This window comes from Maribacter litopenaei (assembly GCF_025244665.1).
Lineage (GTDB): Bacteria > Bacteroidota > Bacteroidia > Flavobacteriales > Flavobacteriaceae > Maribacter > Maribacter litopenaei.
The window spans coordinates 1141894-1163819 of record NZ_CP104205.1 but is presented as its reverse complement, the minus strand read 5'-3'; the positions used below and the strand labels follow the sequence as shown (position 1 = coordinate 1163819).

Genomic DNA, 21926 nt, shown 5'->3' with positions numbered 1-21926 from the left:
GCCAATAAAAGTTCCTTAGAATAAATAAGGGCGCCCACTACAAAAAAACAAAAAGAAATGCCAAGATCAGTAAATGCAGTTGCCTCAAGAGCCAGAAGAAAAAAGGTAATGAAGCAAGCCAAAGGTTACTTCGGAAGACGTAAAAACGTTTGGACAGTAGCCAAGAATGCGGTTGAAAAAGCAATGTTATATGCTTATAGAGACCGTAAAAACAAGAAAAGAACATTCCGGTCCCTATGGATAACCCGTATTAATGCAGGTGCCGAGACAACATGGAATGTCCTATTCTCAATTTATGGGGAAAATCAAAGCCAATGGTATTGAACTTAACAGAAAAGTTCTAGCCGATTTGGCAATGAATCATCCGAGATGCTTTTAAAGCAATTGTAGAACAGGTAAAATAGTTAAAACAGAATCTCACTTAAAAAAATCCGGCCCAAATAGGCCGGATTTTTGTTTTTAAATGATCATCGCTTAATCCTGGCAATGGCAGCCTTAAATTCTTCCCAATCAATTAGCTCATTACCATTTTTATCATACCCCTCTATCAGTTTTGTCGAAACTATTCCTCTTAAAAACCCACTGATTTCAGCATCCTTCAACAATTTAACAATCTCCCCTTTGGTAAGCTTTCCATCACTATCGGCATCAAAAAATTCAAAAGCTTTCTGAGGTGTATCAAAATGGTTGGTAATTAAAATCTGGATTTTATTTAAAATGGATTCTTCTGTAGTCATATTGTATTATTTAATTTATTTAGATATGAAGCTAATTCCCGAAAATGGTAACCACCAACTTTCTACCCGAAGCGTGATTCCTGTGCTCACAAAGATATATCCCCTGCCATATTCCCAAATTTAGTCTACCCTTAGTAATAGGTATTTGTACCGAAGAACCCATTAAAGAAGATTTAATATGGGCCGGCATATCATCCGCTCCTTCATAGGTATGAATATAATAAGGTGCATTCTCAGGTACCATGGTATTTAAATGGCTTTCAAAATCTGTTCTAACTGTCGGGTCTGCATTTTCATTTATCGTTAGGCTTGCGGAGGTATGTTTAATAAAAACCTGACACATTCCAATCTTTATATTCCCAATCTCCGGGCATTTGGCAAGTATTCTATCCGTTATTAAATGGAAGCCCCTTGAATAAGAAGGCAATGTAAACTCCTTTTGAAACCAATCCATGCTAAAATCTTATTAAATAAAGGTAAAACTTCAGGCTTTACTTACTTAATACAACCTGTTGAAATATCTTTGTTGCTTACTTAAAAATATGGATTTATCTACTATTAAGATGGTCGTTACCGATATGGACGGCACTCTATTGAATTCAAATCACGAAGTAAGTGATGAATTTTTCAAACTATTTGAAAGCCTAAAATCCAAGGGTATTCTATTTGTTGCAGCCAGTGGCAGGCAATATAACAGTATCATTGATAAGTTACACCCAATAAAGGATGATATCATCGTAATCGCAGAGAACGGTGGCTTTGCAAAACAAAGAGATCATGAAATTTTATCTACTCCTTTAAATACCCAGTTTGTTTCAGAGATTTTGAACAAATTGAGCAAAGTACCCAACACCCATCCTGTTCTTTGTGGCAAACATATGGCCTATATTTCCGGAGAGTCCGATGCCTTCGTTCAAAAACTTAAAGAATATTATACAAAGTTTGAAATCCTTGAAGAACTTAAGATTGTAGATTCAGAAGTCATTAAGATTGCCATTTACCATTTTGATGATTCCGAAAAATACATATACCCCTATGTAAAACATTTTGAAGATAAACTTAAAGTAAAAGTTTCGGTGAAAATTGGGTGGATATATCCAGTCCTAATGCGCATAAGGGGTTTGCTTTGGAAAAAGTGATGCACACTTACGGGATAAAGTCTCATGAAATCATGGTATTTGGCGACTATAACAACGACTTGGAAATGTTGGCACTTTCTGATTATAGTTTTGCCATGGAAAATGCGCACCCCAACATTAAAAAAGTAGCCAGGTACACCACCCTGAGTAACGACAAAATGGGCGTAGAACATCAGTTGAAAAAACTGGTTGCCCTATAATTAATTATGTTTTCTGCTTTTTCTTTCTAGCCGCAGGGAACAGCACATTATTTAAAATTAACCGATACCCTGGTGATGTTGGGTGCAATTCCAATTCGGTTTTCGGATCCCCTACCCTATGCTGATAGTCTTCAGGATCATGGCCGCCGTAAAAAGTGAAGAAACCTTTTCCCTTTATACCATGGATGTAACGGGCCTCACCGTTTAATTTGTTTTCCCCTAGCACCAATACCGTAGGTTTAATTTCTGACCGATTAAAGGCCGTTGTTTGCCCCATGAAACCTTTTACCAAGGATGTGTGGTTTTGGCATAACATTGTTGGAACGGCATCCCATTTTGCCGAGAAATCCATCAGGGAAAAATAGTCTTGTTCTTTTGGAACATTGCCCCTTTTTGAAGTCATGTCTATAGTGGAAAATTCATACTTTACAGGGCTTCTTTCCAATGTGAAATCCGTAAAGGCAAAGGTCTTGTCAAAATCTAAACTTGCCTGATAATTAGGGTCGGATGAGTCCCCATCGAACATGGGTTCACAAATATCCACACCATCGGCCGCAAGGGCGATGTCAAAACTGTCCGTCGCAGAGCACATGGCAAACATAAAACCGCCACCAATTACATAATTTCTAATTTTCAAGGCAACTGCCAGTTTCTCATCAGAAACTTTATCATATCCCAATTTACGGGCCAATTTCTCCGCCTCTTTCTTCCCTTCAATATACCAAGGTGTTGCCCTGTAAGCCCCATAAAATTTGCCATATTGCCCTGTAAAATCTTCATGATGCAAATGCAGCCAATCATAAAGAGCCAATTTGTCTTCCAAGACATCCTCATCGTAGACCGTTACATAAGGAATTTCCGCATAGGTAAGTGCCATGGTAACCGCATCGTCCCATGGTTGATTCTCCTTGGGCGAATAGACTGCAATCTTGGGAGCTTTCTCCAATATTACGGCATCCTGATTTTTGGATGGACTACTTATCTCATCCAAAATGGAATTTGACTGATCATCAGAAAGGATTTCAAAAGAAACCCCCCTAATTTGGCACTCCTTACGTATAACCTCTCCATCCGGCAATAGAAAGGAACCGCCCCTAAAGTTGAGTAACCATTGTACCTTTTGTTGTTTGGAAAGTACCCAATAGGTTATTCCATAGGCCTTTAAATGGTTTTTTTGATTTTCCGCATCCATTGGTATTAAAATGGAGGAGGCAAACCCAAGATGAGAAATCAGACTTACTACGAATAATAACAGAATTCTGTTCATACTACATAATTCAATTGGCACTCTCTCAAAAATAAACGAAAAAAAACGCTCCTGTATTTCCAGGAGCGTTAAAGATTTTAAAATAAGACCGATTAAAACTCAAAATTAGTCCACTTCTCCATTAAAATGGTACATCGTCGTCGTCCTCAGGATCTAAACCTTGATTCATTGAGCTACCAAAAGCGTCATCCGCACTTGGTAGGTTTTTTGTGATAAAAGGATTCTCCTCATTATCGTTCATTTTGGACTGAAACTCGAATGGAGAGTCAAAATCATCCAAATTGTCGAACTTCCCTTGGCTTCCGATAAATTTAAGCCTAATATTATCAAGACCACCATTTCTATGCTTTGCCACGATAAACTCGGCCTGTCCTTGTGTAGGGGTACGTTCCTCATCATCCCATTCTTCAATTTTATAGTATTCGGGCCTATATATGAAGGAAACAATATCCGCATCTTGCTCTATGGCCCCGGACTCCCTCAAATCAGAAAGGATTGGTCTTTTGCTACCACCCCTTGTCTCTACTGCCCTGGAAAGCTGCGAAAGCGCGATCACAGGAACGTTAAGTTCCTTTGCCAAGGCTTTTAAGTTTCTTGATATCGTAGAAATTTCCTGTTCCCTATTTCCTCCTTTTTGGCTACCGCCAGCCGTCATTAACTGCAAATAATCAATCATGATCATTTTAATTCCATGCTGGGAGGCCAATCTTCTAGCTTTGGCCCGTAAATCAAAAATGGATAATGAAGGAGTATCATCAATAAATAAAGGTGCCTTTTCCAAGGTTTTTACCTTTACGTTCAATTGCTCCCATTCATGTTTTTCAAGTTTTCCTGTTCTTAGTTTCTCCGATGACAGACCAGTTTCCGAAGAAATTAAACGGGTAATCAACTGAACCGAAGACATTTCCAAAGAAAAGAAAGCTACAGGAGTATTCGAATTCACTGCCATATTTCCGGCCATCGACAAGGTCAGTGCTGTTTTACCCATACCAGGACGGGCCGCTACGATGATCAAATCACTGGGTTGCCATCCGGAGGTCAACTTATCCAATTTATCAAAACCGGAAGGTATTCCGCTCAGACCTTCCCTGTTGGCAATTTCCTCGATTTTTTTCTTGGCCTGGATTACCAAATTCTGTGCTGTTTCTGCGGACCTCTTTAGATTTCCCTGGGTAACATCATATAATTTGGCTTCCGCATTGTCCAATAGGTCAAAAACGTCCGTACTTTCATCGTAGGCATCTTCGATAATTTCGTTCGATATTTTGATAAGACTACGCTGAATATATTTTTGTAGGATGATACGGGCATGAAACTCAATATGAGCTGAAGATGCCACTTTTTGGGTCAACTTTATAAGGTAAAAATCCCCTCCAACGGCCTCCAATTTCCCCGCCTTCTTCAATTGCGAAGAAACGGTTAATAAATCCACTGGTTGCGATTCTTCGAACAATACAAATATGGCTTCGTATATAAATCTATGGGCATCCTTGTAGAACACATCAGGATGTAGGATATCAATAACTTCATCGACACCCTTTTTATCAATCATCATTGCTCCAAGCACAACTTCTTCTAAATCAACTGCTTGTGGTGGTATTTTTCCTCTTTCGAGGCTAATAATCGTGGATTTGTCAATCTTACGACCAACAAAAGGTTGTGTGTTCTCCATACTGCGAAAATATACAATTAACCTTTAGTTAACTTTACTTAAATGGAATCCGATGTTCACAGTTAACTAACAATTTGCCTGTTAATAAAATACGATTTTATGTTGATAACATAAAAAAACCGAAGATGAAAATCTTCGGTTCGATCGTACGTTAGTAAAACGGTAGTTTATCCATTAAAAACGCCCATGTTTGCATATTTTTCCATCCGCTGTTTCACCAATTCTTTTGGTGATAACTTTTGTAGCTCCTCATAATGCGAGGCAATTTTATTTTTTAGGATTTCAAAAGTTTTTTCTCGATTGGTGTGTGCCCCCCCAGCCGGTTCCTTTACAATTTCATCAATCAATTTTAATTTTTTCATATCACTTGCCGTAAGTTTTAAGGCTTCGGCAGCTCTCTCCTTGTATTCCCAACTTCTCCAAAGGATAGAGGAACATGACTCAGGCGAAATAACCGAATACCAAGTATTCTCCAACATTAAAACCTTATCACCTACTCCAATTCCCAATGCTCCACCGGAAGCCCCTTCACCAATAATGGCCACGATAATGGGTACTTCCAATCGTGTCATTTCTAAAATATTCCTTGCTATGGCTTCCCCTTGACCCCGTTCCTCGGCTTCAATACCTGGATAGGCACCTGGAGTATCTATAAGGCATACTACGGGTATACCAAATTTTTCGGCGGACTTCATCAAACGCAAGGCCTTTCGATACCCTTCCGGATTGGCCATCCCAAAATTTCTGTACTGTCTCGTTTTGGTATTGTAACCTTTTTGCTGTCCGATGAACATATAACTCTGATCACCTATTTTGCCAAGCCCACCTATCATGGCCTTATCGTCCTTTACGTTACGATCACCATGCAATTCAAGAAACGTGTCCCCACAAATTGCCCTTATGTAATCAAGCGTATACGGTCTATTTGGATGCCTTGATAGCTGAACCCGTTGCCAAGGGGTAAGGTTTTTGTAGATTTCCTTCCTTGTCTCGTCTAATTTCTTCTCTATTTGTTTACAGGTTTCGGATACATCTACATCGCTTTCCTCACCAATAATCATACACTTGTCCAATTGCTCTTCCAACTCTTTAATTGGAAGTTCAAAATCCAAATACTCCATAGTTTTCAATAAGATTTCGTTAGTTGCGTAGGCAAAGATAAAACTTTAATGGGTAATTTGCCCATAGTCATTTGCTAGACAAATTGGATTTAAATGCTTCCGGGTCTTCCCGGGCTTTTGAGTTTTGTTTCCTTGGTCTGCTCCCTTAGTTTTCTGAAAGGGAATTTATTTTTACTCGCCTTATTCTTTAAAATTCCGTTTAGAATAACCGTACTTAAAATAAGAATGGCGCCTATATAAAATAACGGATTCATTTGTTCTTCCGAACCAAAAATGAACCAAGCCAAAAGGATGCCGTACACGGGTTCTAAATTTGTGGTAAGCATTACTGTATAAGGGGTCAATATCCTCATTACCTTTATGGAAGCTATAAACGCATAAGCGGTGCAAATCAGGGCGCGAATGCTCAAATAAAGCCAATCCATATTGTTGAGCTGAAAAAACTCCATTGAAAAACTACCTTGAACTCCCAATATTAACGAAAGAAACAATACACCGATACCGAGCTCGTAAAAGGAAATTACGGATGGTTTATGCTGTTTGACCAGTTTTCCGTTAACTAAGGAAAATATGGAAGCCAAAAATGATGAGCCCAAGGCAACCAACATCCCATAGGCATAATTCGACTCTACCCGGAAAATCAAAATCAGACCCACAATCACCAAAAGCCCGAACAACAATTCATATCCTATTACTTTTCGCTTGAAGAAAAAAGGCTCCATTACTGCGGTAAAAAAAGCACCCGTAGACATCATAGCGAGCGCAATGGAAACAGTAGAAATTTTTATAGCGTAGAAAAAAGTAACCCAATGACTAGCAACCACAATGCCTCCAAAGATGAGCCAAGACAACGTTCTTTTGTCCACTTGTAAACGAAAGCGTACCAACCTAATGTATATAAATATAAACACAGCGGCCAATAACATCCGATACCAAACCAACGGTAGCGAATCAATGGAAATCAATTTTCCCAATATTGCGGTAAAGCCCCATATGAAAACAATAAAATGTAAATGGAGCAGGTTGAGAATTCTATCTTTTGGCATTCTGCAGCAAATAAAAGGCCAAAAGCCCAAAGAGCACATTGGGGATAATTACTGCCAATAACGGCGAAAATCCGGATTGCTCCGCAAGCGTTCCAAATACCTTATCAAAAAAGATAAACACAAAGGCCACCAAAATTCCAAAGGCCAGGTTTACACCCATACCACCTCTTCTTTTTACAGAGGAAACAGCTACTGCAATAATCGTAAGAATAAAAGCTGTCAACGGTAAGGCCCAGCGTTTGTATTTGACCGTGAATATAGGTATTGATGTTCGATGCACCTTTTCTTTTTTAGTCCGCAATAAATTGATCGAGTTCGAATAAATTCTTTGTTTCGGCTACATAAGAGACTGGGGTAAGGTCATCAATTTTAAAAGAAAATATGGTATCCAACCTACGCTTACTGTCTAAAATGGCAGAATCCCCAACCATTTTCCGTTTAACATAGGAAGTGAGTCTGTAATTGCTATCCTTTTCAACCCACCGAATGTTTACAGCTGAAATTTTAAAATCAAGCTTATTGTCACTATTAAACCTTTCATAGGTGAAATTATGACCTAACTGCCGCGCCGGATCAAAACTGCTTACATAGATAAAATCCGTTTCGTTGAGCTGATTGAAGATGTTATTTGTTATCCGATCCTGCTTACCGCGCTTCAAGTATTTAAACTTGAATTCATTAAAACCAATACTGGCCTGTGGCACAATGAACATGGTCATAAAGAACATAATAATTGCTATGATAGTCGCCCCAATCAAATACGGCCTTAGGAATCTACCATAGGAAACCCCTGAACTTAAAATGGCCACAATTTCCGTATTATTCGCCAATTTTGAGGTAAAAAAGATAACCGATAAAAAGAGAAAAATAGGAAACAGCAAGCTGCCGATGTAAATGGTAAAGTTCAGATAATAGATCAATATTTCATTCAATGGGGCCTCATTATCTATCATCTTTCCAATTTGCTCCGCCAAATTTACCATTATCCCTATGGGGATAAATAAAAGGAGCATCATAGCGAAAGTGGCCAAGTACCTCTTTAAAATATATTTGTCTATAATCGATAGCACTCTTATAGTCTTTTGTCCATTTGTTTTACCATTGCGCTTTTCCAAGCATAAAAATCCCCTTCCAAAATGTGCTTTCTTGCCTCACGTACCAGCCAAAGATAAAACCCTAGATTGTGAATTGTAGCGATTTGTTTTCCCAAAAATTCATTGGCCGCAAACAAGTGTCGCAAATAGGCCTTGGAATATTCCCTATCCACAAAAGTAGTTCCCATCTCATCTATGGGAGAAAAGTCATCCTCCCATTTTTTATTTTTAATGTTGATGGTTCCATGGGCGGTAAAAAGCATACCATTTCTTGCGTTTACGGTGGGCATTACACAATCGAACATATCAATTCCCAAGGCAATGTTTTCCAATATATTAATGGGAGTACCTACCCCCATAAGATATCTTGGTTTGTCCTCCGGAAGAATTTCACAAACCACCTCCGTCATACCATACATTTCCTCGGCAGGCTCCCCCACGGATAGACCTCCAATAGCATTACCTTTGGCACCAGTGTTCGCTATATATTCCGCCGACTGTCTTCTCAAATCTTTATATGTGGATCCTGAACTATTGGAAAAAAGCTTTGGGTATAGTCATACTCAAAAGGTGTTTTTTCCAAATGATTGATACATCGGTCCAGCCATCGATGCGTCATATGCATGGATCGCTTTGCATAATTATAATCACAAGGGTATGGTGTGCATTCATCAAATGCCATAATAATATCCGCTCCTATTACCCTTTGGATTTCCATGACATTTTCCTGGTGTGAACATGTGAAGGGAACCATCAATATGTGATTTGAACTTCACCCCTTCTTCCTTAATCTTACGATTTCCGAGACAAAGAATATACTTGGTATCCACCACTATCCGTAAGGATATTTCAGTCCCATCCCATAAATTTATGTAGGCCACCAGCGGCTTTTAATATATCCGTTTTCGGACGTAAAAAAAGGTGATACGTGTTCCCCAAAATTATATCCGGGTTTATTTCCTCCCTCAATTCCCTTTGATGTACTCCCTTTACCGATGCCACCGTACCAACTGGCATAAAAATAGGCGTTTCAATACTCCCGTGATCCGTTACTATTGTGCCTGCCCTTGCCTTACTTTGGACATCCGTTTTGTGTAATGTAAATTTCAATATGCTTAGATAAGGGTGCAAAGATAATGAACTCAGTGTCTATAAAACTTAATAAAAACCAAAGATGGTCTTAAGGGATAAACCGGATACAATACTACTTCACTTACTCATAAATTAAACATCGGTTATTTATAAGAAATGTGTTTCTACATAGGCTGTATACTTTTTAAGTCAATCTTAATAACCTATGCGACCATATAAACCGAACAGCCATTCTATTTTTACGGAACAATAAAAGAACTTTACCTACCGTTCTGATGGTATAACGAGAAAGGAAACGATTGGTATTGTTCTTGATACTAATGTTTCAATAAAATAAAACTATTATGAAAAAAACACTTTTTCTTACTGTCATGTTATTGACCGGTTTAACGGCAATGGCACAGAGCGGTTCCGGTTTTGGAATCAAGGGAGGTTTAAATTACGCTGGTAATGGAGACTATTTTGATTCAGTAGGTGATGCCTACGAGAATCCGGACAAAAACTTGGGATACCATCCGGGTATTTATGGTAAACTAGGAGGTAAAATATATGTAAGACCCGAATTGGTGTACACCAGTATAAAGTCCGACTATAATGATGGTGACTTTAAGATGAAAAAATTAGATGCGCCTGTACTTTTGGGAGTTAATGTTATTGATTCACTTAATGTCTTTGCAGGATCTGCATTCCAATATATTCGGACACCGATTTTGACGGCGTTACCTTGGGTGATGTGGAGAACGATTTTACGGTTGGTCTTAATATTGGTGCCGGCGTGAATTTGGGTAAGTTGGGAATTGACCTTAGATATGAAAGGGGATTTAGTGAAAACGAGGTGAATTTCATTAATACTACCGGAGGAATTCCAACAGGCGACCGTATCGATACCGAGACCGGATCAACTTATTTTAAGTTTATCCCTTAAAATTTGAAAAGATATAGAATAAGGCATAAAAAAGGCTTCCAATTTTTGGAAGCCTTTTTTTTGCTGTGCTTATAATTAAGAATCCCTATCCGGATAGTCGGTGTACCATCGCCATCCGTATCTTTAAAATCCACAAAATTACCTTCCTCATCCAATAAAATTTCTTCTCTCGTTGGTATTCCATCCGCGTCATCATCTGTATCATTATAATTGGCCAAAAACACATTAAACTCGGTATCCCTGTCAGTGTTATCATTATTCAAATTTCCGTCCCCATCAATATCCTCCAAAATAGAGGGAATTCCATCACCATCGAAATCAGTATCCTTTTCATATGTAAATGAGTCTACCTTGAAAATTAATGGAGTATACGCTGCGATTGTAGAACCGTGAACCGCGATTAAAGTAGGCCAGCCCTGATGGGATAAAAATGGCCCCTATGCCATAATCAGAGTAAGTTACAGTACCGTCATCATTCACAATTAGATTTGTACCAGTTTTCAAATATTCCATACCATTACCAAATCCTCGAACAACTCCGGAAAGATTAAAAGTCACCGGTTGATTGCTTGATGCATCGAACAAAGTTCCGTCCAATAAGGTACCTTCGTATCTTAATACGACATTATCCCCTATGGTTGGCATTTCTTCAGCACCACCTTGTCTCACAACCAAATAATATAGTGTATGATCAGAAACTTCCTCATCTGTAACACCAAAAGAAGAAGACTCTACGGTAATGGTCTCCATACCAAATTCAAAATTAGCACCCGAAATGGTATCACTGAACATGATAGGTGTTTTCTGACTATTATCTCCCGCTATGGTATCAAATCTGATTTTATAATCGAAATCCGATGGAGGATTTATAAATTCATCATAATTGAAGAAATGGGTACTTAAAAACTCACGAATCTCCGCATCATCCTCAGCAGCAACCTCAATGATCGATCTAGGTGGCACCAATTCACCTATAGGATCGTCATCCTTTTTACAGGATCAAATACTCATAAAAACAACAATAAGGACTACTATGTTCTTTAATTTCATCAACAATAATTTAAGCGCGCAAGATACAATTTTCCCCTATTTTTGTGGAATACCTTAACAAAGATTTTAGTTGCCATGCGCATTGACAAGTACCTTTGGAGTACACGCTATTTTAAGACAAGGAACATTGCCACGACCGCCTGCAAAAAAGGTCATGTTAAAATCAACGGCCAAACAGCCAAACCAGGAAGGGAAGTTTTTCCTTTGGACAAAATTGTCCTACGCAAAAATCAAATAGACTATGAACTTACCGTTTTGGATATTCCGGAGAACCGAGTTGGAGCCAAACTCGTGGATATCTATAGAAAGGACACCACTCCAAAAGAAGCATTCGACCATCACGAACTTTTACAGTACTCCAAAGACTATTATCGAAAAAAGGGAACGGGAAGGCCGACTAAAAAAGATCGACGGGAAATCGATGACTATTTAGATACCAATGAAGAAAACGACGGGTGAAAATAAAAAACTCAAATAAGCATCTTCAGTTCGGCCAACAACCAATAACGAATAGGGAATAGCGAATTTTACCTCTATATTTACACTAGATAATTTCAGGTTATGCAACAACAGATTTTAACCCATCAACAGATTCAACATAAAATTGAAAGAATAGCCTATCAAATATATGAGGCCAATGTTTCCGAAAAGGAAATCGTAGTAGCAGGAATAGAGGGTGGTGGGTTGCTTTTTGCCAAAAAAATAATGATTGTTCTAAAGAAAATTACGGATGCCGAGATAATCCTATGTCAAGTCATGATGGACAAAAGTGACCCTCTTAAAAGTGGTGTATCCACTTCGTTACCTGAAAGCGATTACGCCAATAAATCTGTTGTTCTCGGTCGATGATGTTCTTAATTCAGGCACTACCTTGATATATGAGATTCATCACTTTCTTAAAACTCCGCTTAAACAATTAAAAACAGCTGTATTGGTCAATAGGAACCATAAAAAATATCCTGTAAAGGCGGATTATAAAGGTATTTCCCTTTCAACTTCCTTGCAGGAACACGTAAACGTTCTCTTTGAACCCAAAAAAAATAGGGTATTTTTAGACTAGAATTTTTTGAATTTCCATCACCACATCCTCGACGGATTTATTTTGATTATGAATCTTGTGGTGCGCTTGGTTGTAAAAAAAACTTCGTTCAAAAAGATGTTTTGCTATAAAATCAGGTAACTCTTCCTTAGAGAGTTTTGTAATTAATGGACGCTCATCCTTTTCCTTTAAAAGTCTTTCGTACAAGACCTGTAAATCCGTTCGAACATAGACTGAATTAGGACTCGCTTCATTTATAAGTTGCATGTTATTACCAAAACAAGGTGTTCCACCCCCTACAGATAGTATATATTCCTGATCTGATTGAAGTACCTCCTTCAAATAGTCAGTTTCCTTTTTCCTAAAATAAACTTCACCTTTATCCTTGAAAATCTGCCCAATGGACATTCCCTCAGCTTCCTCAATATATTGGTCAAGGTCTAAAAAATTATAGTTCAATTGTTTAGCCAATGCCCTACCTATTGTTGTCTTCCCGCTCCCCATATAACCTATTAGAATAATTTTCACAGCTTCTATTTTTTTGTAAAAATCCGTTAAAATCGACCGATTTCAAAAAAAAATAAATTTCTCCCCATTTAGTCTTGGTAAATAAATAATAGACCTTATATTTGCACCCGCAAACGAGGAATCTTTGTAGATTAATTTTGACCTGGTAGCTCAGTTGGTAGAGCATCTCCCTTTTAAGGAGAGGTTCGCAGGTTCGAGCCCCAGCCCGGTCACCTAAAAACCTTGACTTTTCGGTCAAGGTTTTTTTATGATTAAAATTCACGGATATTCTGTTTCTTACGTCTTGAATTTTATTCCGGATTAAAGATTTATCAATGGAAATTCGGTTATTCGTAAAGTAGTACAACCATAGGGTATCAAAGTAATCTCATCCAATTCTAAGCGCCTTGAATTTTGCTTTCCAATCGAATCAGTAGACTCCGGAAAAATCGGAGCACCACCTACTAGCTTCCATTCCGGAAACTTTGTTGCTTTAATCCTTATTTCAATAGGAGCTTTTTCTAAATTCCAGGGGTAACTACCGTCCCACGGTTTTTTGATTATTCTAGCCGAACTGGGTAACTGGTTTAACTCGGATTTTAACAAGTTAAAATTCCAATCTTCATTTGTGCTAATTTCAGTAAATTCCCCGAAACCATCATTCCGATTTTTTACCTTTTCATTACCTTCTAACTTTAGGGAATAGACCAAAGGCCCCCTCTCTATACTTACAGCACCTTGATGCCATTTAGATGTTATGATATGCATAGGTAGTGTAATGGTAACCTCATCTCCGTTATTCCATGTCCTGTTTATGATGAAAATCTGTCTATCCAACCTACCCTTTACTATTTGTCCGTTAACTTTTACGATGGGATTTTTGATCCATGCTGGGATACGGAGATGAAAGGGAAAAGTAGCTGATTTAGAAAGAGCAAAACTAAAATTGACATTATCTTCAAATGGGAAACCAGTTGTTTCAGTTATGGTCAGGTCTACATTATCGGCAACCTTGATATCAACTTCACTAGGAGCATATAATAAAGCTGCAACACCAGCATCGGCAGTGGAATAAAAAAGGTTCTGTACATATTTAGGCCACGATTGGTGCATGTTTGTAGTACAGCATGGGTACCCCGTCAAAACACCATACACAAAATCTATCCCCTTATGGTTTTGAGCCTCGAACGAGTTTTCTAGGCGGTCTGAAAGTTCTATTTGATTTGCAGCCTGAAAATATTGGCGTGACGAAAAATCATCGGAAGCCTGTGCCGGAAGTGCATTATAAGCAATACGCTCCAGCAAGTCTGCAAACTCAGTATCCCCTGTTATCTTTAAGAGGGTTTCCAATGAAAACATTTTCTCAGATATAGAACAGAATTCAACTCCCTGCACAGGATTGGTTCCATGTAAAGGTTCATCACCACCATACATTCCTTTGTGGCTGTCCATGATACTTTTTGATGTCCTGAAGAGCGTTTCTTATCGCATAGATATATTTTTCATCTGGTTCCTTTTGGTACCGTATCCCAGGTTGCTTTAGCCCTTGGGCAAAGTTTACGGTATGTATACCCCCTATTTGCGAAAGAGAGGTGTTTTTGATCTCTACAGAATCGAAAGGATATCTTTTTGATTGAAAATAACCGTAAGGCACTACAGAATCATTTTTGTTAGGCTTATTCAAAAAAACGGTGAATCACGGATAGGTCTGCTCATGAATAATCTCCCCTAAGTCAAGTAAAAAAGTATCACCGGTAATATTATAAAGCCAGTATACTACTTGTAAATTATCTGCTCCCCTTCTATTGGCCCAAAATGTCAGGTCATCAAGTGGTCGATTTGGAAGTTCTTTTAATTGATATCTAAAATAGTTTGTAAGTACCTTAATTACACGTTCATCCCCAGTCGCATTGTAATGCTGTTGCAATACCTTTAGCATTACCATTTTGGGCCACCAATCCTTACGATTCGAACGTTGTACCCCTGGCATAATTTCGGGTTTCGTATTAAAAGGAACCGGGCCGATATAGCCATCTTCTGTTTGGTGGGTTAAGGTCCACTCAACCCAGGGTGAAACTTTGGCCTTCAAATCGGCATCATCCAAAATATATGCCAAAGGCAACAACCCGTCCACCCAATAGGGTCCTCGTTCCCAACCGTCTCCATCACCGCCTAGCCATCCGTTGCTGGGACCTAAAACTTGTGGATATATTTCATCCAAATGTCCGGTCATCCCGTCCGCCATTCTTTGTAGTTGTTCTTTTAGCCAACTTTTGGGTCTAATAGCACCCGGAGGAAGTTCTAGATATGGCATCTCACGTAACGGTAAGCGATTCTGTAGATAGTTAGTTTGATTGACTTCCGATTTTAAATCGCTACATTTAAAATTCTTACAACCTAAAAGTACCAGCAAAATCCGAGAAAATATAGTATGCCCTTTTAAAAAAATCGACCATGTCACATGTGTTTATACTCAATGAATTTCCCTCATTCTTACAACAAACTTCCAATTCGACACTATTTTGATTTTTAGAGCGAATATTAAGTCCTAGTTAGATTGGAATTCTTCAATTACTTCTTGGTTTGCCTTTTTTACAACTGGAACATTCATTTTATCGACTTTACGATCATAAGTCATGAAACCGTTCACCTCTCCTTCCACATCGGTGGTCCGGGTATAGATTGCACCAGAAAAGCCTGCCTTCACCAATTTCTTTAATTGCTCGGCGTATTCCACATACTGTTCTGTTGTTTCTTTTGAGTTTTTGAATTTTACGTAGCCCCAATTGTTATCGGGCTTCCAAAGGTGATTTTCAACCGGTAAACCAATACCTCCATATTCGCCCAACACATTGACCCGTTGCGCATCGTATAAGTACATCGCCGGAGCAGGATAATTGTGTAAGTCCACGATATCTCCGGTTCTGTAAAAATTTCCGCCGCTGGCAGCGTTTACCAATCTACTTGGATCATATGTTTTGGTCCATTCCGCAATCTCCTCTGTCTTAAATTGACCCCAGGCTTCATTAAAGGGAACCCACACAACAATACTGGGCACGGAAAAGAGATAATCCATAATATCCTTCCATTCGGTTCTATATATTTCTTCCGATTGTGGGCTTCTTTGAAATTCCGAACCGTTGAAATAGTCATGGTTCTGCCATTGCGAATCCTTATCACCGTTTGGCATATCTTGCCGCGACCAAAATACCCAATTTGTCACAATGGGCATACCATCCGGCCGGTTCAACCTTGACATGTTTCCGTATCATGTTAAAACCGAGTTCCTTGGTTTTTATTATGTCATATTTAAGTGCCTCATCTGTTGGGGCCGTGTAAAGTCCATCTCGCCACCAGCCTTGATTCAATGGGCCAAACTGAAAATAATCCTTATTGTTCAATTGCATCCGTACTATCCCAAATTCATCCTTTTTCATACTGATTTTCCGCATGCCAAAGTAACTACCCACCTTATCTACTTCTTTTTCATTAGACAGTAACCTTATTTCTAAATCATACAAAAAAGGAGATTCGGTGACCATAATTTTGAGTTCCCTACCGGCAGTACCATTTCTAAACCATTCTTTGCCATGGCATTAGAAACTAGAGTTCCCTTGTCAAAAACGGATACCTCAACGATATCCCCGAAGTCACTACCTTTAATTTCTGGAATTACGGTAACAGTATTGTTATCAACATTTGGAATTGTCTTTATATTCAAAATCCGCTTTTTTGGAACGGGTTCCAACCAAACGGTTTGCCAAATACCTGTAACCGGGGTATACCAAATACCCTCAGGTTTCTTAACCTGTTTTCCCCTAGGTTGTGGGCCATCATTGGTGGGGTCCCAAACCTTTACCGTAATTATTTGATTTCCTTCCTTTAAAAACGGAGTGATGTCAAAGTGAAAAGGAGTGTATCCTCCAGTGTGGGAACCAATTAGAATATCATTTAGCCAAACATCGGCCTTCCAATCTACAGCTCCAAAATGGAGTAGAATATCCTTGTCCGATCCAATCCTCTCGGTATATCAAATGTTGTTTTGTACCATAACTCCTTATAGCTGCCTACTTCTTTCATAACACCTGACAAGCTTGATTCAACAGCGAAGGGTACAAGTACTTGCCCCTCAAAATTAGTGGGAACGGAGCTTCCCTTTTCCATGATCGCATAATCCCAAAGACCATTCAAATTTTTCCAACTTTCCCTGACCATTAGGGGTCTTGGATATTCCCCGAGAACATTGGCCGGATTAACCTCGGTAGCCCATTTTGACTTGATTTTGTTCCCAGCGGGTTTCCACTGACCAAAGGATATAGAAATAGAACTTATAAAAATGGATAAGACGAAATAATTAATAGCGATGTTTCTTCTGTACATGTAATTGTCATTTAGGTGAGTATGAGATAACAATTTATAAATATTTTCCTCAGAAACTTGAGATTGACAAAAAGGAGCATCCTAAATTCATGAATTTTTAAGGTTGGATTTCGAATAAGTTATTTTTATCCTCCAATAACTAAAACTCGCAATGGATATGCTTTGAAATACACAATACCTTTTTATCTTTACGCCTTGTTATAAAACGCCCACGTGGTGAAATTGGTAGACACGCTACCTTGAGGGGGTAGTGTTCGTAAGGACGTGCTAGTTCGAATCTAGTCGTGGGCACAAAGGCCAGGTACAATATACCTGGCCTTTTTATTTAGCGAGATTTTAACTTCTTTTCCAACCAACTTTGCATTCAATTTCATAAGTTTGTTTAACGTTTTTCCTAAAATTATGAACAACGTAAAAAAGATTTTTAGCATTCGAGATCTTGAGAACCTGTCTCGGTATCAAGGCACACACCATTCGTATCTCGGGAAAAAAGATACAATTTACTTTCTCCGGAAAGAACGGATACCAATATCAGAACTTACAGTCTGTCAAGTTTACAGAAGCTTTTAAATATTACCCTTCTCTATGACAATGGGTATAAGATATCGAAGATTGCCAAAATTCCCGAGGCTGATATCCCGAACGCGGTAAAAGAGGTAGTTTCAAATAAAACAAATAAGTCAAAAAATCTGAACGCCTTCAAATTGGCCATGATGAATTTTGACCAAACTATTTTCTTCGATACCTATGATAAACTCTTAAAAACGAAATCTTTCCGGGAAGTTTTCAAAGAGGTTTTCATTCCATTGTTAAACGAAATTGGTCTTTTATGGCAAACGGACACTATCAGTCCAGCACATGAGCATTTCATTACCAGCTTAATCAAACAAAAAATATTAGTGAATACAGAACGTATTCAACACCAAAAACCTATAAAGGATAACAAGGTATTTGTTTCTTTTCTGCCTGAAAATGAGATTCACGACATTGGCTTACTTTACCTTAATTATGAAATTCTTCTAAAAGGATATAAAGTAATTTATTTGGGGCAAACCATACCCATAGAAAGCTTAGTTGATTTAAAAAAGTATTTCGACAATATTTATTTTTTATCTTACTTCACTGTAAAACCCGATAAATCCGGAATAAACGATTATATAAGTGATTTTGAAAAGTTTTTGGAAGATTATGCAAATCCCAATTTATGGATTCTAGGCCGTCAAACTCAATATTTAGAAAAACCAAATCTCCCAAAATTTTTAAAAATATTTACTTCAATTGAGGAGGTAGTTCAAAATTTATAAGAATGGGAAAAAATATAGCCATTATAGGATCTGGTTTCTCCTCTCTATCGGCAGCTTGTTATCTCGCCAAGGCCGGCCATGATGTGGGTATATACGAAAAAAATGATACCATAGGTGGCAGAGCAGCTCAATTCATCAAAGATGGATTTACCTTTGACATGGGTGCAAGTTGGTATTGGATGCCCGATATCTTTGAAAAATTTTTCAGGGATTTTGGCAAATCCACATCTGACTATTACAAATTGGACAAATTAAATCCAGCTTATAAAATTTTCTTTGCAGACGATGTAATCACCGTAGGTGACTCCATGGATAAAATATGTCCGGAATTTGAGCGTATTGAAAAGGGAAGTTCCGCGGAACTTAAAAAATTTATCGCCCTCGCTCAGGAGAATTACAATGTTGCCATTAATAAAATTGTTTTGAGACCTGGCGTATCTCCTTTTGAGTTGGTTACAAAAGAAACCATACTTAAAGTAGACCAGTTTTTTAAGACCATAAGTTCTGAGGTAAGAAAAAGGTTCAAAAATCCGAAGCTTATTGCTACCTTAGAGTTTCCCGTACTTTTTCTTGGTGCAAAGCCAAGCGATACCCCATCCTTTTACAGTTTCATGAATTTTGCAGATTTCGGACTCGGTACTTGGCACCCCCAAGGTGGTATGTACCAAATTATTGAGGCAATGGGTAATCCGGCCAAAGAACTTGGTGTTAAAATCCATGTTGGTTCAGAAGTCGAAAAAATATTGGTTTCAAAAGGCAATTGCAATGGTATCGTTTGCAAAGGCCAAGAAATCTTGGCGGATATTGTGGTTAGTGGGGCGGACTATCATCATTCCGAAGGTTTATTAGATCAAGAATATAGACAGTATAGTGAGATGTATTGGAACAAGAAGACGTTTGCGCCATCATCTTTGTTGTTCTATATCGCCTTTAATAGTAAAATGAGAAATGTTGAGCACCATAATTTATTCTTTGATACAGATTTTGAAAGGCATGCAGAAGAAATTTATGATAATCCTCAATGGCCAACCAGCCCTCTTTTCTATGCCAACTTCCCCTCAATTACGGATGACAGCATGGCTCCCGAGGGTTGTGAAACAGGCTTTTTTCGGTTCCTATAGCACCGGGATTGGAGGACACCGAAGAACTTAGAGAGCAATATTTTGACTTGATTATGGATAGGTTCGAGCAAAAAACCAATCAAAAAGTTTTGGATAAGATACTTTTTAGGAAAACGTTTTGCGTCAATGACTTTGTTGAAAGATATAATTCGTACAAAGGAAATGCCTATGGAATGGCTAATACACTATCACAAACCGCATTTTTAAGGCCAAAATTAAAAAGCAGTAAAGTCAAAAACCTTTATTTTACAGGACAACTAACAGTTCCAGGGCCAGGAGTACCTCCTTCGCTCATTTCAGGGAAATTAGTTTCCGAACTTCTAACTAAAAATAACTAACTTAAAACTATGAAAATTACTTTTGACAAGGTATCCTACGAGTGTAGTAAAATAGTTACCGAAAAATATAGTACGTCGTTTGCCTTGGCAACAAAAATGCTTCATAGTTCAATTAGAGGAGATATCTATAATATCTACGGCTTTGTAAGGTTTGCCGATGAAATCGTGGATACCTTCCATGACTACGACAAAAACACTCTATTTATTAAATTTGAAGAGGAACTTGCCGCGGCCATTGACAACAAAATCAGTCTTAATCCTATTCTTAATTCCTTTCAACATACATTTCACAAGTATAAAATACCCATGCACTTGGTCGACTCATTTATGAAAAGTATGCGAGCAGACTTGACCAAAAGCATATATAAAACAGATGCAGAATATAAAGAGTACATTTATGGTTCTGCCGATGTAGTTGGTTTAATGTGTTTGAAAGTCTTCGTAAAGGGATGTGATGACTCCTACGAGGATCTAAAGGAATCCGCCATGGCCCTTGGATCGGCATTTCAAAAGGTTAACTTTCTAAGGGACGTAAAAGCGGATTTTGAGGAGTTGAATCGATCCTACTTTCCAAATGCCAATTTAGCCGCATTAGATGAAATTTCTAAAAAGGAGATCGTTGATGAAATAAGGAAAGATTTTCAAGAAGGTTATAAGGGCATCGTAAAATTACCCATCGAAGCGAAATTTGGGGTTTATACAGCCTATAGATATTATTCTAGATTACTTAAAAAACTACAGGATACGCCATCCATGGAGATAAAAAGTACGCGAATTCGTGTACCGGATTATGAAAAATTTGGCCTATTGGCAAGATCCTACGTTAAATATAAAATGAATTTGGTTTGATGAACGCTTTTCTTTGGATACTAATATTTTTAGGCACATTTGCCTTTATGGAATTTATGGCATGGTTTACCCATAAATATATTATGCATGGATTTTTATGGTCTTTACACAAAGATCACCATCATAAAGACCATGACTCTTGGTTTGAAAGAAATGATGCCTTTTTCATTTTCTATGCCATCGTGAGTATGCTACTGTTTTATTCCGGAGCCAATGGATTTTGGTATGGTTGGCCATTAGGTTTTGGAATTCTAGCCTATGGTATCGCCTATTTTTTTGTACATGACATCTTTATTCACCAGCGTTTTAAATTGTTTAGGAATGCAAACAATTGGTATGCCAAGGGAGTAAGACGTGCCCACAAAATCCATCACAAACATTTGGGTAAAAATGATGGGGAATGCTTTGGAATGCTCCTTGTCCCATTTAAGTATTTTAGAAATGCCAAATAAGAAGGACTATTCGTTGACCAGTTTTTCCAATAATTGGTCCACTTTTGAATTATCCCAGTCAGCTACGGCATTTTGGTGCACGACCACATAGCCGTTTTTATCCAAAATGTACGATCCGGGTGGATTTAAAATAGTTATTGGACTATTTTCTCCAACAATACGATATGTTACTGGAAAATTATACCCATGTTTCTCCATAAAAAGTTCTACAGGACCCTTTCTTCATTGGTAATGATATAGAATTTTACCTTTCCCTTGTATTTGTCATATAGATTTTGAATGTCCTTTAACTGTGCTTGTGATGGCATATGCCATGAGGTCCAAAATGAAATAAAAACAACTTTTCCTTTAGCTTCTTCAAAATTGAAAAAATTCCACTTTTCATCCTTTAGGATCCAATCGTAACTCGCAATTTTACCTCGCTTCTCGGGACTAATAACGGTAGGTGCGGTGGCCAACCACCTATTTAAAAGAATCTTGCTATAATCACCAAGAGGGGTTACAAAGAAAGACAACACAAATGCTATGACCAAAAGCGTGTAAAAAGTTTGTTTCTTCATTTTAAGTTTATGGAATATCCAAAACTAAAAAAC

Annotated in this window: 23 protein-coding genes, 2 tRNA genes and 8 pseudogenes; 11 read left to right on the top strand and 22 right to left on the bottom strand. The window is 38.2% G+C overall.

What is annotated here, in order from left to right:
- The first annotated feature begins 57 nt into the window (after positions 1–57).
- Positions 58–404 (top strand): annotated as a pseudogene (gene rplT, locus NYZ99_RS06255) (50S ribosomal protein L20).
- A 63-nt stretch (positions 405–467) separates the two neighbouring features.
- Here rplT and NYZ99_RS06250 read toward each other — a convergent pair.
- Together NYZ99_RS06250 and NYZ99_RS06245 are read right to left on the bottom strand one after the other, a co-directional pair.
- Positions 468–737, bottom strand: coding sequence for an EF-hand domain-containing protein (locus NYZ99_RS06250; protein ID WP_260574467.1), 270 nt, complete (start codon positions 735–737; stop codon positions 468–470).
- Positions 738–768: 31 nt separating this feature from the next.
- On the bottom strand, positions 769–1191 hold the full coding sequence (locus tag NYZ99_RS06245) for a secondary thiamine-phosphate synthase enzyme YjbQ (RefSeq protein WP_260574466.1): 423 nt from the start codon (positions 1189–1191) through the stop codon (positions 769–771).
- An 88-nt stretch (positions 1192–1279) separates the two neighbouring features.
- Here NYZ99_RS06245 and NYZ99_RS06240 point away from each other — a divergent pair.
- Positions 1280–2076: pseudogene (locus NYZ99_RS06240) on the top strand (HAD family hydrolase).
- Between the two features lie 4 nt (positions 2077–2080).
- On the opposite strand, the gene NYZ99_RS06235 reads toward NYZ99_RS06240, so the two are convergent.
- From NYZ99_RS06235 to NYZ99_RS06205, 7 genes and pseudogenes are all read right to left on the bottom strand, one after another.
- The gene (locus NYZ99_RS06235) at positions 2081–3343 is read right to left on the bottom strand and encodes an asparagine synthetase B (protein WP_260574465.1); all 1263 of its coding nucleotides are present in this window, start codon (positions 3341–3343) and stop codon (positions 2081–2083) included.
- Between the two features lie 121 nt (positions 3344–3464).
- A complete protein-coding gene (dnaB, locus tag NYZ99_RS06230) occupies positions 3465–5015 on the bottom strand; it encodes a replicative DNA helicase (RefSeq protein WP_260574464.1) in 1551 nt (516 codons plus the stop codon).
- A gap of 167 nt (positions 5016–5182) precedes the next feature.
- Entirely contained in the window at positions 5183–6136 is a 954-nt protein-coding gene (locus NYZ99_RS06225) for an acetyl-CoA carboxylase carboxyltransferase subunit alpha (RefSeq protein WP_260574463.1), read from the bottom strand.
- Positions 6137–6225: 89 nt separating this feature from the next.
- Positions 6226–7182: a DMT family transporter gene (locus NYZ99_RS06220; RefSeq protein ID WP_260574462.1), complete on the bottom strand. Its 957-nt coding sequence runs from the start codon at positions 7180–7182 to the stop codon at positions 6226–6228.
- A pseudogene (locus NYZ99_RS06215) lies at positions 7169–8195 on the bottom strand (LptF/LptG family permease). The gene NYZ99_RS06220 and the pseudogene NYZ99_RS06215 overlap by 14 nt, the downstream one beginning before the upstream one ends.
- Positions 8196–8254: 59 nt before the next feature.
- A pseudogene (locus tag NYZ99_RS06210) lies at positions 8255–8958 on the bottom strand (tRNA guanosine(34) transglycosylase Tgt).
- Positions 8959–9125: 167 nt separating this feature from the next.
- On the bottom strand, positions 9126–9386 hold the full coding sequence (locus NYZ99_RS06205; protein WP_260574461.1) for a tRNA-guanine transglycosylase: 261 nt from the start codon (positions 9384–9386) through the stop codon (positions 9126–9128).
- A gap of 326 nt (positions 9387–9712) precedes the next feature.
- On the opposite strand from NYZ99_RS06205, the pseudogene NYZ99_RS06200 reads away from it, so the two are divergent.
- Positions 9713–10300, top strand: a pseudogene (locus NYZ99_RS06200) (outer membrane beta-barrel protein).
- Here the strand turns inward: NYZ99_RS06200 and NYZ99_RS06195 are convergent.
- Complete coding sequence (locus NYZ99_RS06195) at positions 10290–10583, bottom strand: hypothetical protein (RefSeq protein ID WP_260574460.1); 294 nt, start codon at positions 10581–10583, stop codon at positions 10290–10292. The pseudogene NYZ99_RS06200 and the gene NYZ99_RS06195 sit on opposite strands and share 11 nt — an antisense overlap.
- A 40-nt stretch (positions 10584–10623) precedes the next feature.
- A complete protein-coding gene (locus NYZ99_RS06190; RefSeq protein ID WP_260574459.1) occupies positions 10624–11256 on the bottom strand; it encodes an FKBP-type peptidyl-prolyl cis-trans isomerase in 633 nt (210 codons plus the stop codon).
- 162 nt (positions 11257–11418) lie between these two features.
- Here NYZ99_RS06190 and NYZ99_RS06185 point away from each other — a divergent pair, with 162 nt between their 5' ends.
- Both NYZ99_RS06185 and NYZ99_RS06180 read left to right on the top strand, forming a co-directional pair.
- The gene (locus tag NYZ99_RS06185) at positions 11419–11802 is read left to right on the top strand and encodes an RNA-binding S4 domain-containing protein (protein ID WP_260574458.1); all 384 of its coding nucleotides are present in this window, start codon (positions 11419–11421) and stop codon (positions 11800–11802) included.
- Positions 11803–11904: 102 nt separating this feature from the next.
- A pseudogene (locus tag NYZ99_RS06180) lies at positions 11905–12403 on the top strand (phosphoribosyltransferase domain-containing protein).
- Here NYZ99_RS06180 and NYZ99_RS06175 read toward each other — a convergent pair.
- Positions 12395–12910, bottom strand: coding sequence for a shikimate kinase (locus NYZ99_RS06175; RefSeq protein ID WP_260574457.1), 516 nt, complete (start codon positions 12908–12910; stop codon positions 12395–12397). The pseudogene NYZ99_RS06180 and the gene NYZ99_RS06175 overlap by 9 nt on opposite strands.
- A 138-nt stretch (positions 12911–13048) precedes the next feature.
- Between NYZ99_RS06175 and NYZ99_RS06170 the strand changes: the two genes are divergently transcribed.
- Positions 13049–13123 (top strand) — tRNA-Lys (locus tag NYZ99_RS06170).
- Positions 13124–13210: 87 nt separating this feature from the next.
- Here NYZ99_RS06170 and NYZ99_RS06165 read toward each other — a convergent pair.
- The 8 genes and pseudogenes from NYZ99_RS06165 to NYZ99_RS06130 form a co-directional block, all read right to left on the bottom strand.
- A complete protein-coding gene (locus NYZ99_RS06165) occupies positions 13211–14341 on the bottom strand; it encodes a glycoside hydrolase family 127 protein (protein WP_260574456.1) in 1131 nt (376 codons plus the stop codon).
- Positions 14310–14543: a hypothetical protein gene (locus tag NYZ99_RS06160; RefSeq protein WP_260574455.1), complete on the bottom strand. Its 234-nt coding sequence runs from the start codon at positions 14541–14543 to the stop codon at positions 14310–14312. The genes NYZ99_RS06165 and NYZ99_RS06160 overlap by 32 nt, the downstream gene beginning before the upstream one ends.
- A gap of 42 nt (positions 14544–14585) precedes the next feature.
- Positions 14586–15302 (bottom strand): beta-L-arabinofuranosidase domain-containing protein, encoded by a 717-nt coding sequence (locus NYZ99_RS06155; protein WP_260574454.1) that lies wholly within the window; start codon positions 15300–15302, stop codon positions 14586–14588.
- A gap of 135 nt (positions 15303–15437) precedes the next feature.
- Entirely contained in the window at positions 15438–16079 is a 642-nt protein-coding gene (locus tag NYZ99_RS06150; protein WP_260574453.1) for a hypothetical protein, read from the bottom strand.
- Entirely contained in the window at positions 16066–16431 is a 366-nt protein-coding gene (locus NYZ99_RS06145) for a hypothetical protein (protein WP_260574452.1), read from the bottom strand. The genes NYZ99_RS06150 and NYZ99_RS06145 overlap by 14 nt, the downstream gene beginning before the upstream one ends.
- Positions 16398–16610, bottom strand: coding sequence for a hypothetical protein (locus NYZ99_RS06140; RefSeq protein ID WP_260574451.1), 213 nt, complete (start codon positions 16608–16610; stop codon positions 16398–16400). Before NYZ99_RS06140 ends, NYZ99_RS06145 begins: the two co-directional genes overlap by 34 nt.
- A gap of 162 nt (positions 16611–16772) precedes the next feature.
- A pseudogene (locus NYZ99_RS23180) lies at positions 16773–16889 on the bottom strand (hypothetical protein); the annotation flags it as partial.
- On the bottom strand, positions 16865–17269 hold the full coding sequence (locus tag NYZ99_RS06130; protein WP_260574450.1) for a hypothetical protein: 405 nt from the start codon (positions 17267–17269) through the stop codon (positions 16865–16867). The pseudogene NYZ99_RS23180 and the gene NYZ99_RS06130, both read right to left, overlap by 25 nt.
- 207 nt (positions 17270–17476) lie before the next feature.
- Here NYZ99_RS06130 and NYZ99_RS06125 point away from each other — a divergent pair.
- The 5 genes and pseudogenes from NYZ99_RS06125 (at position 17477) to NYZ99_RS06105 (ending at position 21333) form a co-directional block, all read left to right on the top strand.
- Positions 17477–17560 (top strand) — tRNA-Leu (locus tag NYZ99_RS06125).
- Positions 17561–17799: 239 nt separating this feature from the next.
- A complete protein-coding gene (locus NYZ99_RS06120) occupies positions 17800–18573 on the top strand; it encodes a cobalamin B12-binding domain-containing protein (protein ID WP_420845216.1) in 774 nt (257 codons plus the stop codon).
- Between the two features lie 2 nt (positions 18574–18575).
- Positions 18576–20032: pseudogene (locus NYZ99_RS06115) on the top strand (phytoene desaturase family protein).
- 9 nt (positions 20033–20041) lie between these two features.
- Positions 20042–20881, top strand: a complete 840-nt coding sequence (locus NYZ99_RS06110; RefSeq protein ID WP_260574449.1) for a phytoene/squalene synthase family protein — start codon at positions 20042–20044, stop codon at positions 20879–20881.
- The gene (locus NYZ99_RS06105; protein ID WP_260574448.1) at positions 20881–21333 is read left to right on the top strand and encodes a sterol desaturase family protein; all 453 of its coding nucleotides are present in this window, start codon (positions 20881–20883) and stop codon (positions 21331–21333) included. The genes NYZ99_RS06110 and NYZ99_RS06105 overlap by 1 nt, the downstream gene beginning before the upstream one ends.
- A 6-nt stretch (positions 21334–21339) precedes the next feature.
- Here NYZ99_RS06105 and NYZ99_RS06100 read toward each other — a convergent pair whose 3' ends face one another.
- Both NYZ99_RS06100 and NYZ99_RS06095 read right to left on the bottom strand, forming a co-directional pair.
- Complete coding sequence (locus NYZ99_RS06100) at positions 21340–21531, bottom strand: hypothetical protein (protein ID WP_260574447.1); 192 nt, start codon at positions 21529–21531, stop codon at positions 21340–21342.
- 8 nt (positions 21532–21539) lie between these two features.
- Positions 21540–21893: a TlpA family protein disulfide reductase gene (locus tag NYZ99_RS06095; RefSeq protein WP_260574446.1), complete on the bottom strand. Its 354-nt coding sequence runs from the start codon at positions 21891–21893 to the stop codon at positions 21540–21542.
- Positions 21894–21926 lie beyond the last annotated feature (33 nt).

What these genes read in the sequence shown, in the direction of transcription:
- NYZ99_RS06225 (WP_260574463.1), bottom strand. Translation starts at nt 6,136, where the DNA reads ATGGAGTATTTGGATTTTGAACTTCCAATTAAAGAGTTGGAAGAGCAA.
- NYZ99_RS06165 (WP_260574456.1), bottom strand. Translation starts at nt 14,341, where the DNA reads ATGGACAGCCACAAAGGAATGTATGGTGGTGATGAACCTTTACATGGA.
- NYZ99_RS06145 (WP_260574452.1), bottom strand. Translation starts at nt 16,431, where the DNA reads ATGGTCACCGAATCTCCTTTTTTGTATGATTTAGAAATAAGGTTACTG.
- NYZ99_RS06100 (WP_260574447.1), bottom strand. Translation starts at nt 21,531, where the DNA reads ATGGAGAAACATGGGTATAATTTTCCAGTAACATATCGTATTGTTGGA.
- NYZ99_RS06235 (WP_260574465.1), bottom strand. Translation starts at nt 3,343, where the DNA reads ATGAACAGAATTCTGTTATTATTCGTAGTAAGTCTGATTTCTCATCTT.
- NYZ99_RS06110 (WP_260574449.1), top strand. Translation starts at nt 20,042, where the DNA reads ATGAAAATTACTTTTGACAAGGTATCCTACGAGTGTAGTAAAATAGTT.
- NYZ99_RS06095 (WP_260574446.1), bottom strand. Translation starts at nt 21,893, where the DNA reads ATGAAGAAACAAACTTTTTACACGCTTTTGGTCATAGCATTTGTGTTG.
- NYZ99_RS06250 (WP_260574467.1), bottom strand. Translation starts at nt 737, where the DNA reads ATGACTACAGAAGAATCCATTTTAAATAAAATCCAGATTTTAATTACC.
- NYZ99_RS06105 (WP_260574448.1), top strand. Translation starts at nt 20,881, where the DNA reads ATGAACGCTTTTCTTTGGATACTAATATTTTTAGGCACATTTGCCTTT.
- dnaB (WP_260574464.1), bottom strand. Translation starts at nt 5,015, where the DNA reads ATGGAGAACACACAACCTTTTGTTGGTCGTAAGATTGACAAATCCACG.
- NYZ99_RS06130 (WP_260574450.1), bottom strand. Translation starts at nt 17,269, where the DNA reads ATGTACAGAAGAAACATCGCTATTAATTATTTCGTCTTATCCATTTTT.
- NYZ99_RS06245 (WP_260574466.1), bottom strand. Translation starts at nt 1,191, where the DNA reads ATGGATTGGTTTCAAAAGGAGTTTACATTGCCTTCTTATTCAAGGGGC.
- NYZ99_RS06220 (WP_260574462.1), bottom strand. Translation starts at nt 7,182, where the DNA reads ATGCCAAAAGATAGAATTCTCAACCTGCTCCATTTACATTTTATTGTT.
- NYZ99_RS06185 (WP_260574458.1), top strand. Translation starts at nt 11,419, where the DNA reads ATGCGCATTGACAAGTACCTTTGGAGTACACGCTATTTTAAGACAAGG.
- NYZ99_RS06150 (WP_260574453.1), bottom strand. Translation starts at nt 16,079, where the DNA reads ATGCCAAACGGTGATAAGGATTCGCAATGGCAGAACCATGACTATTTC.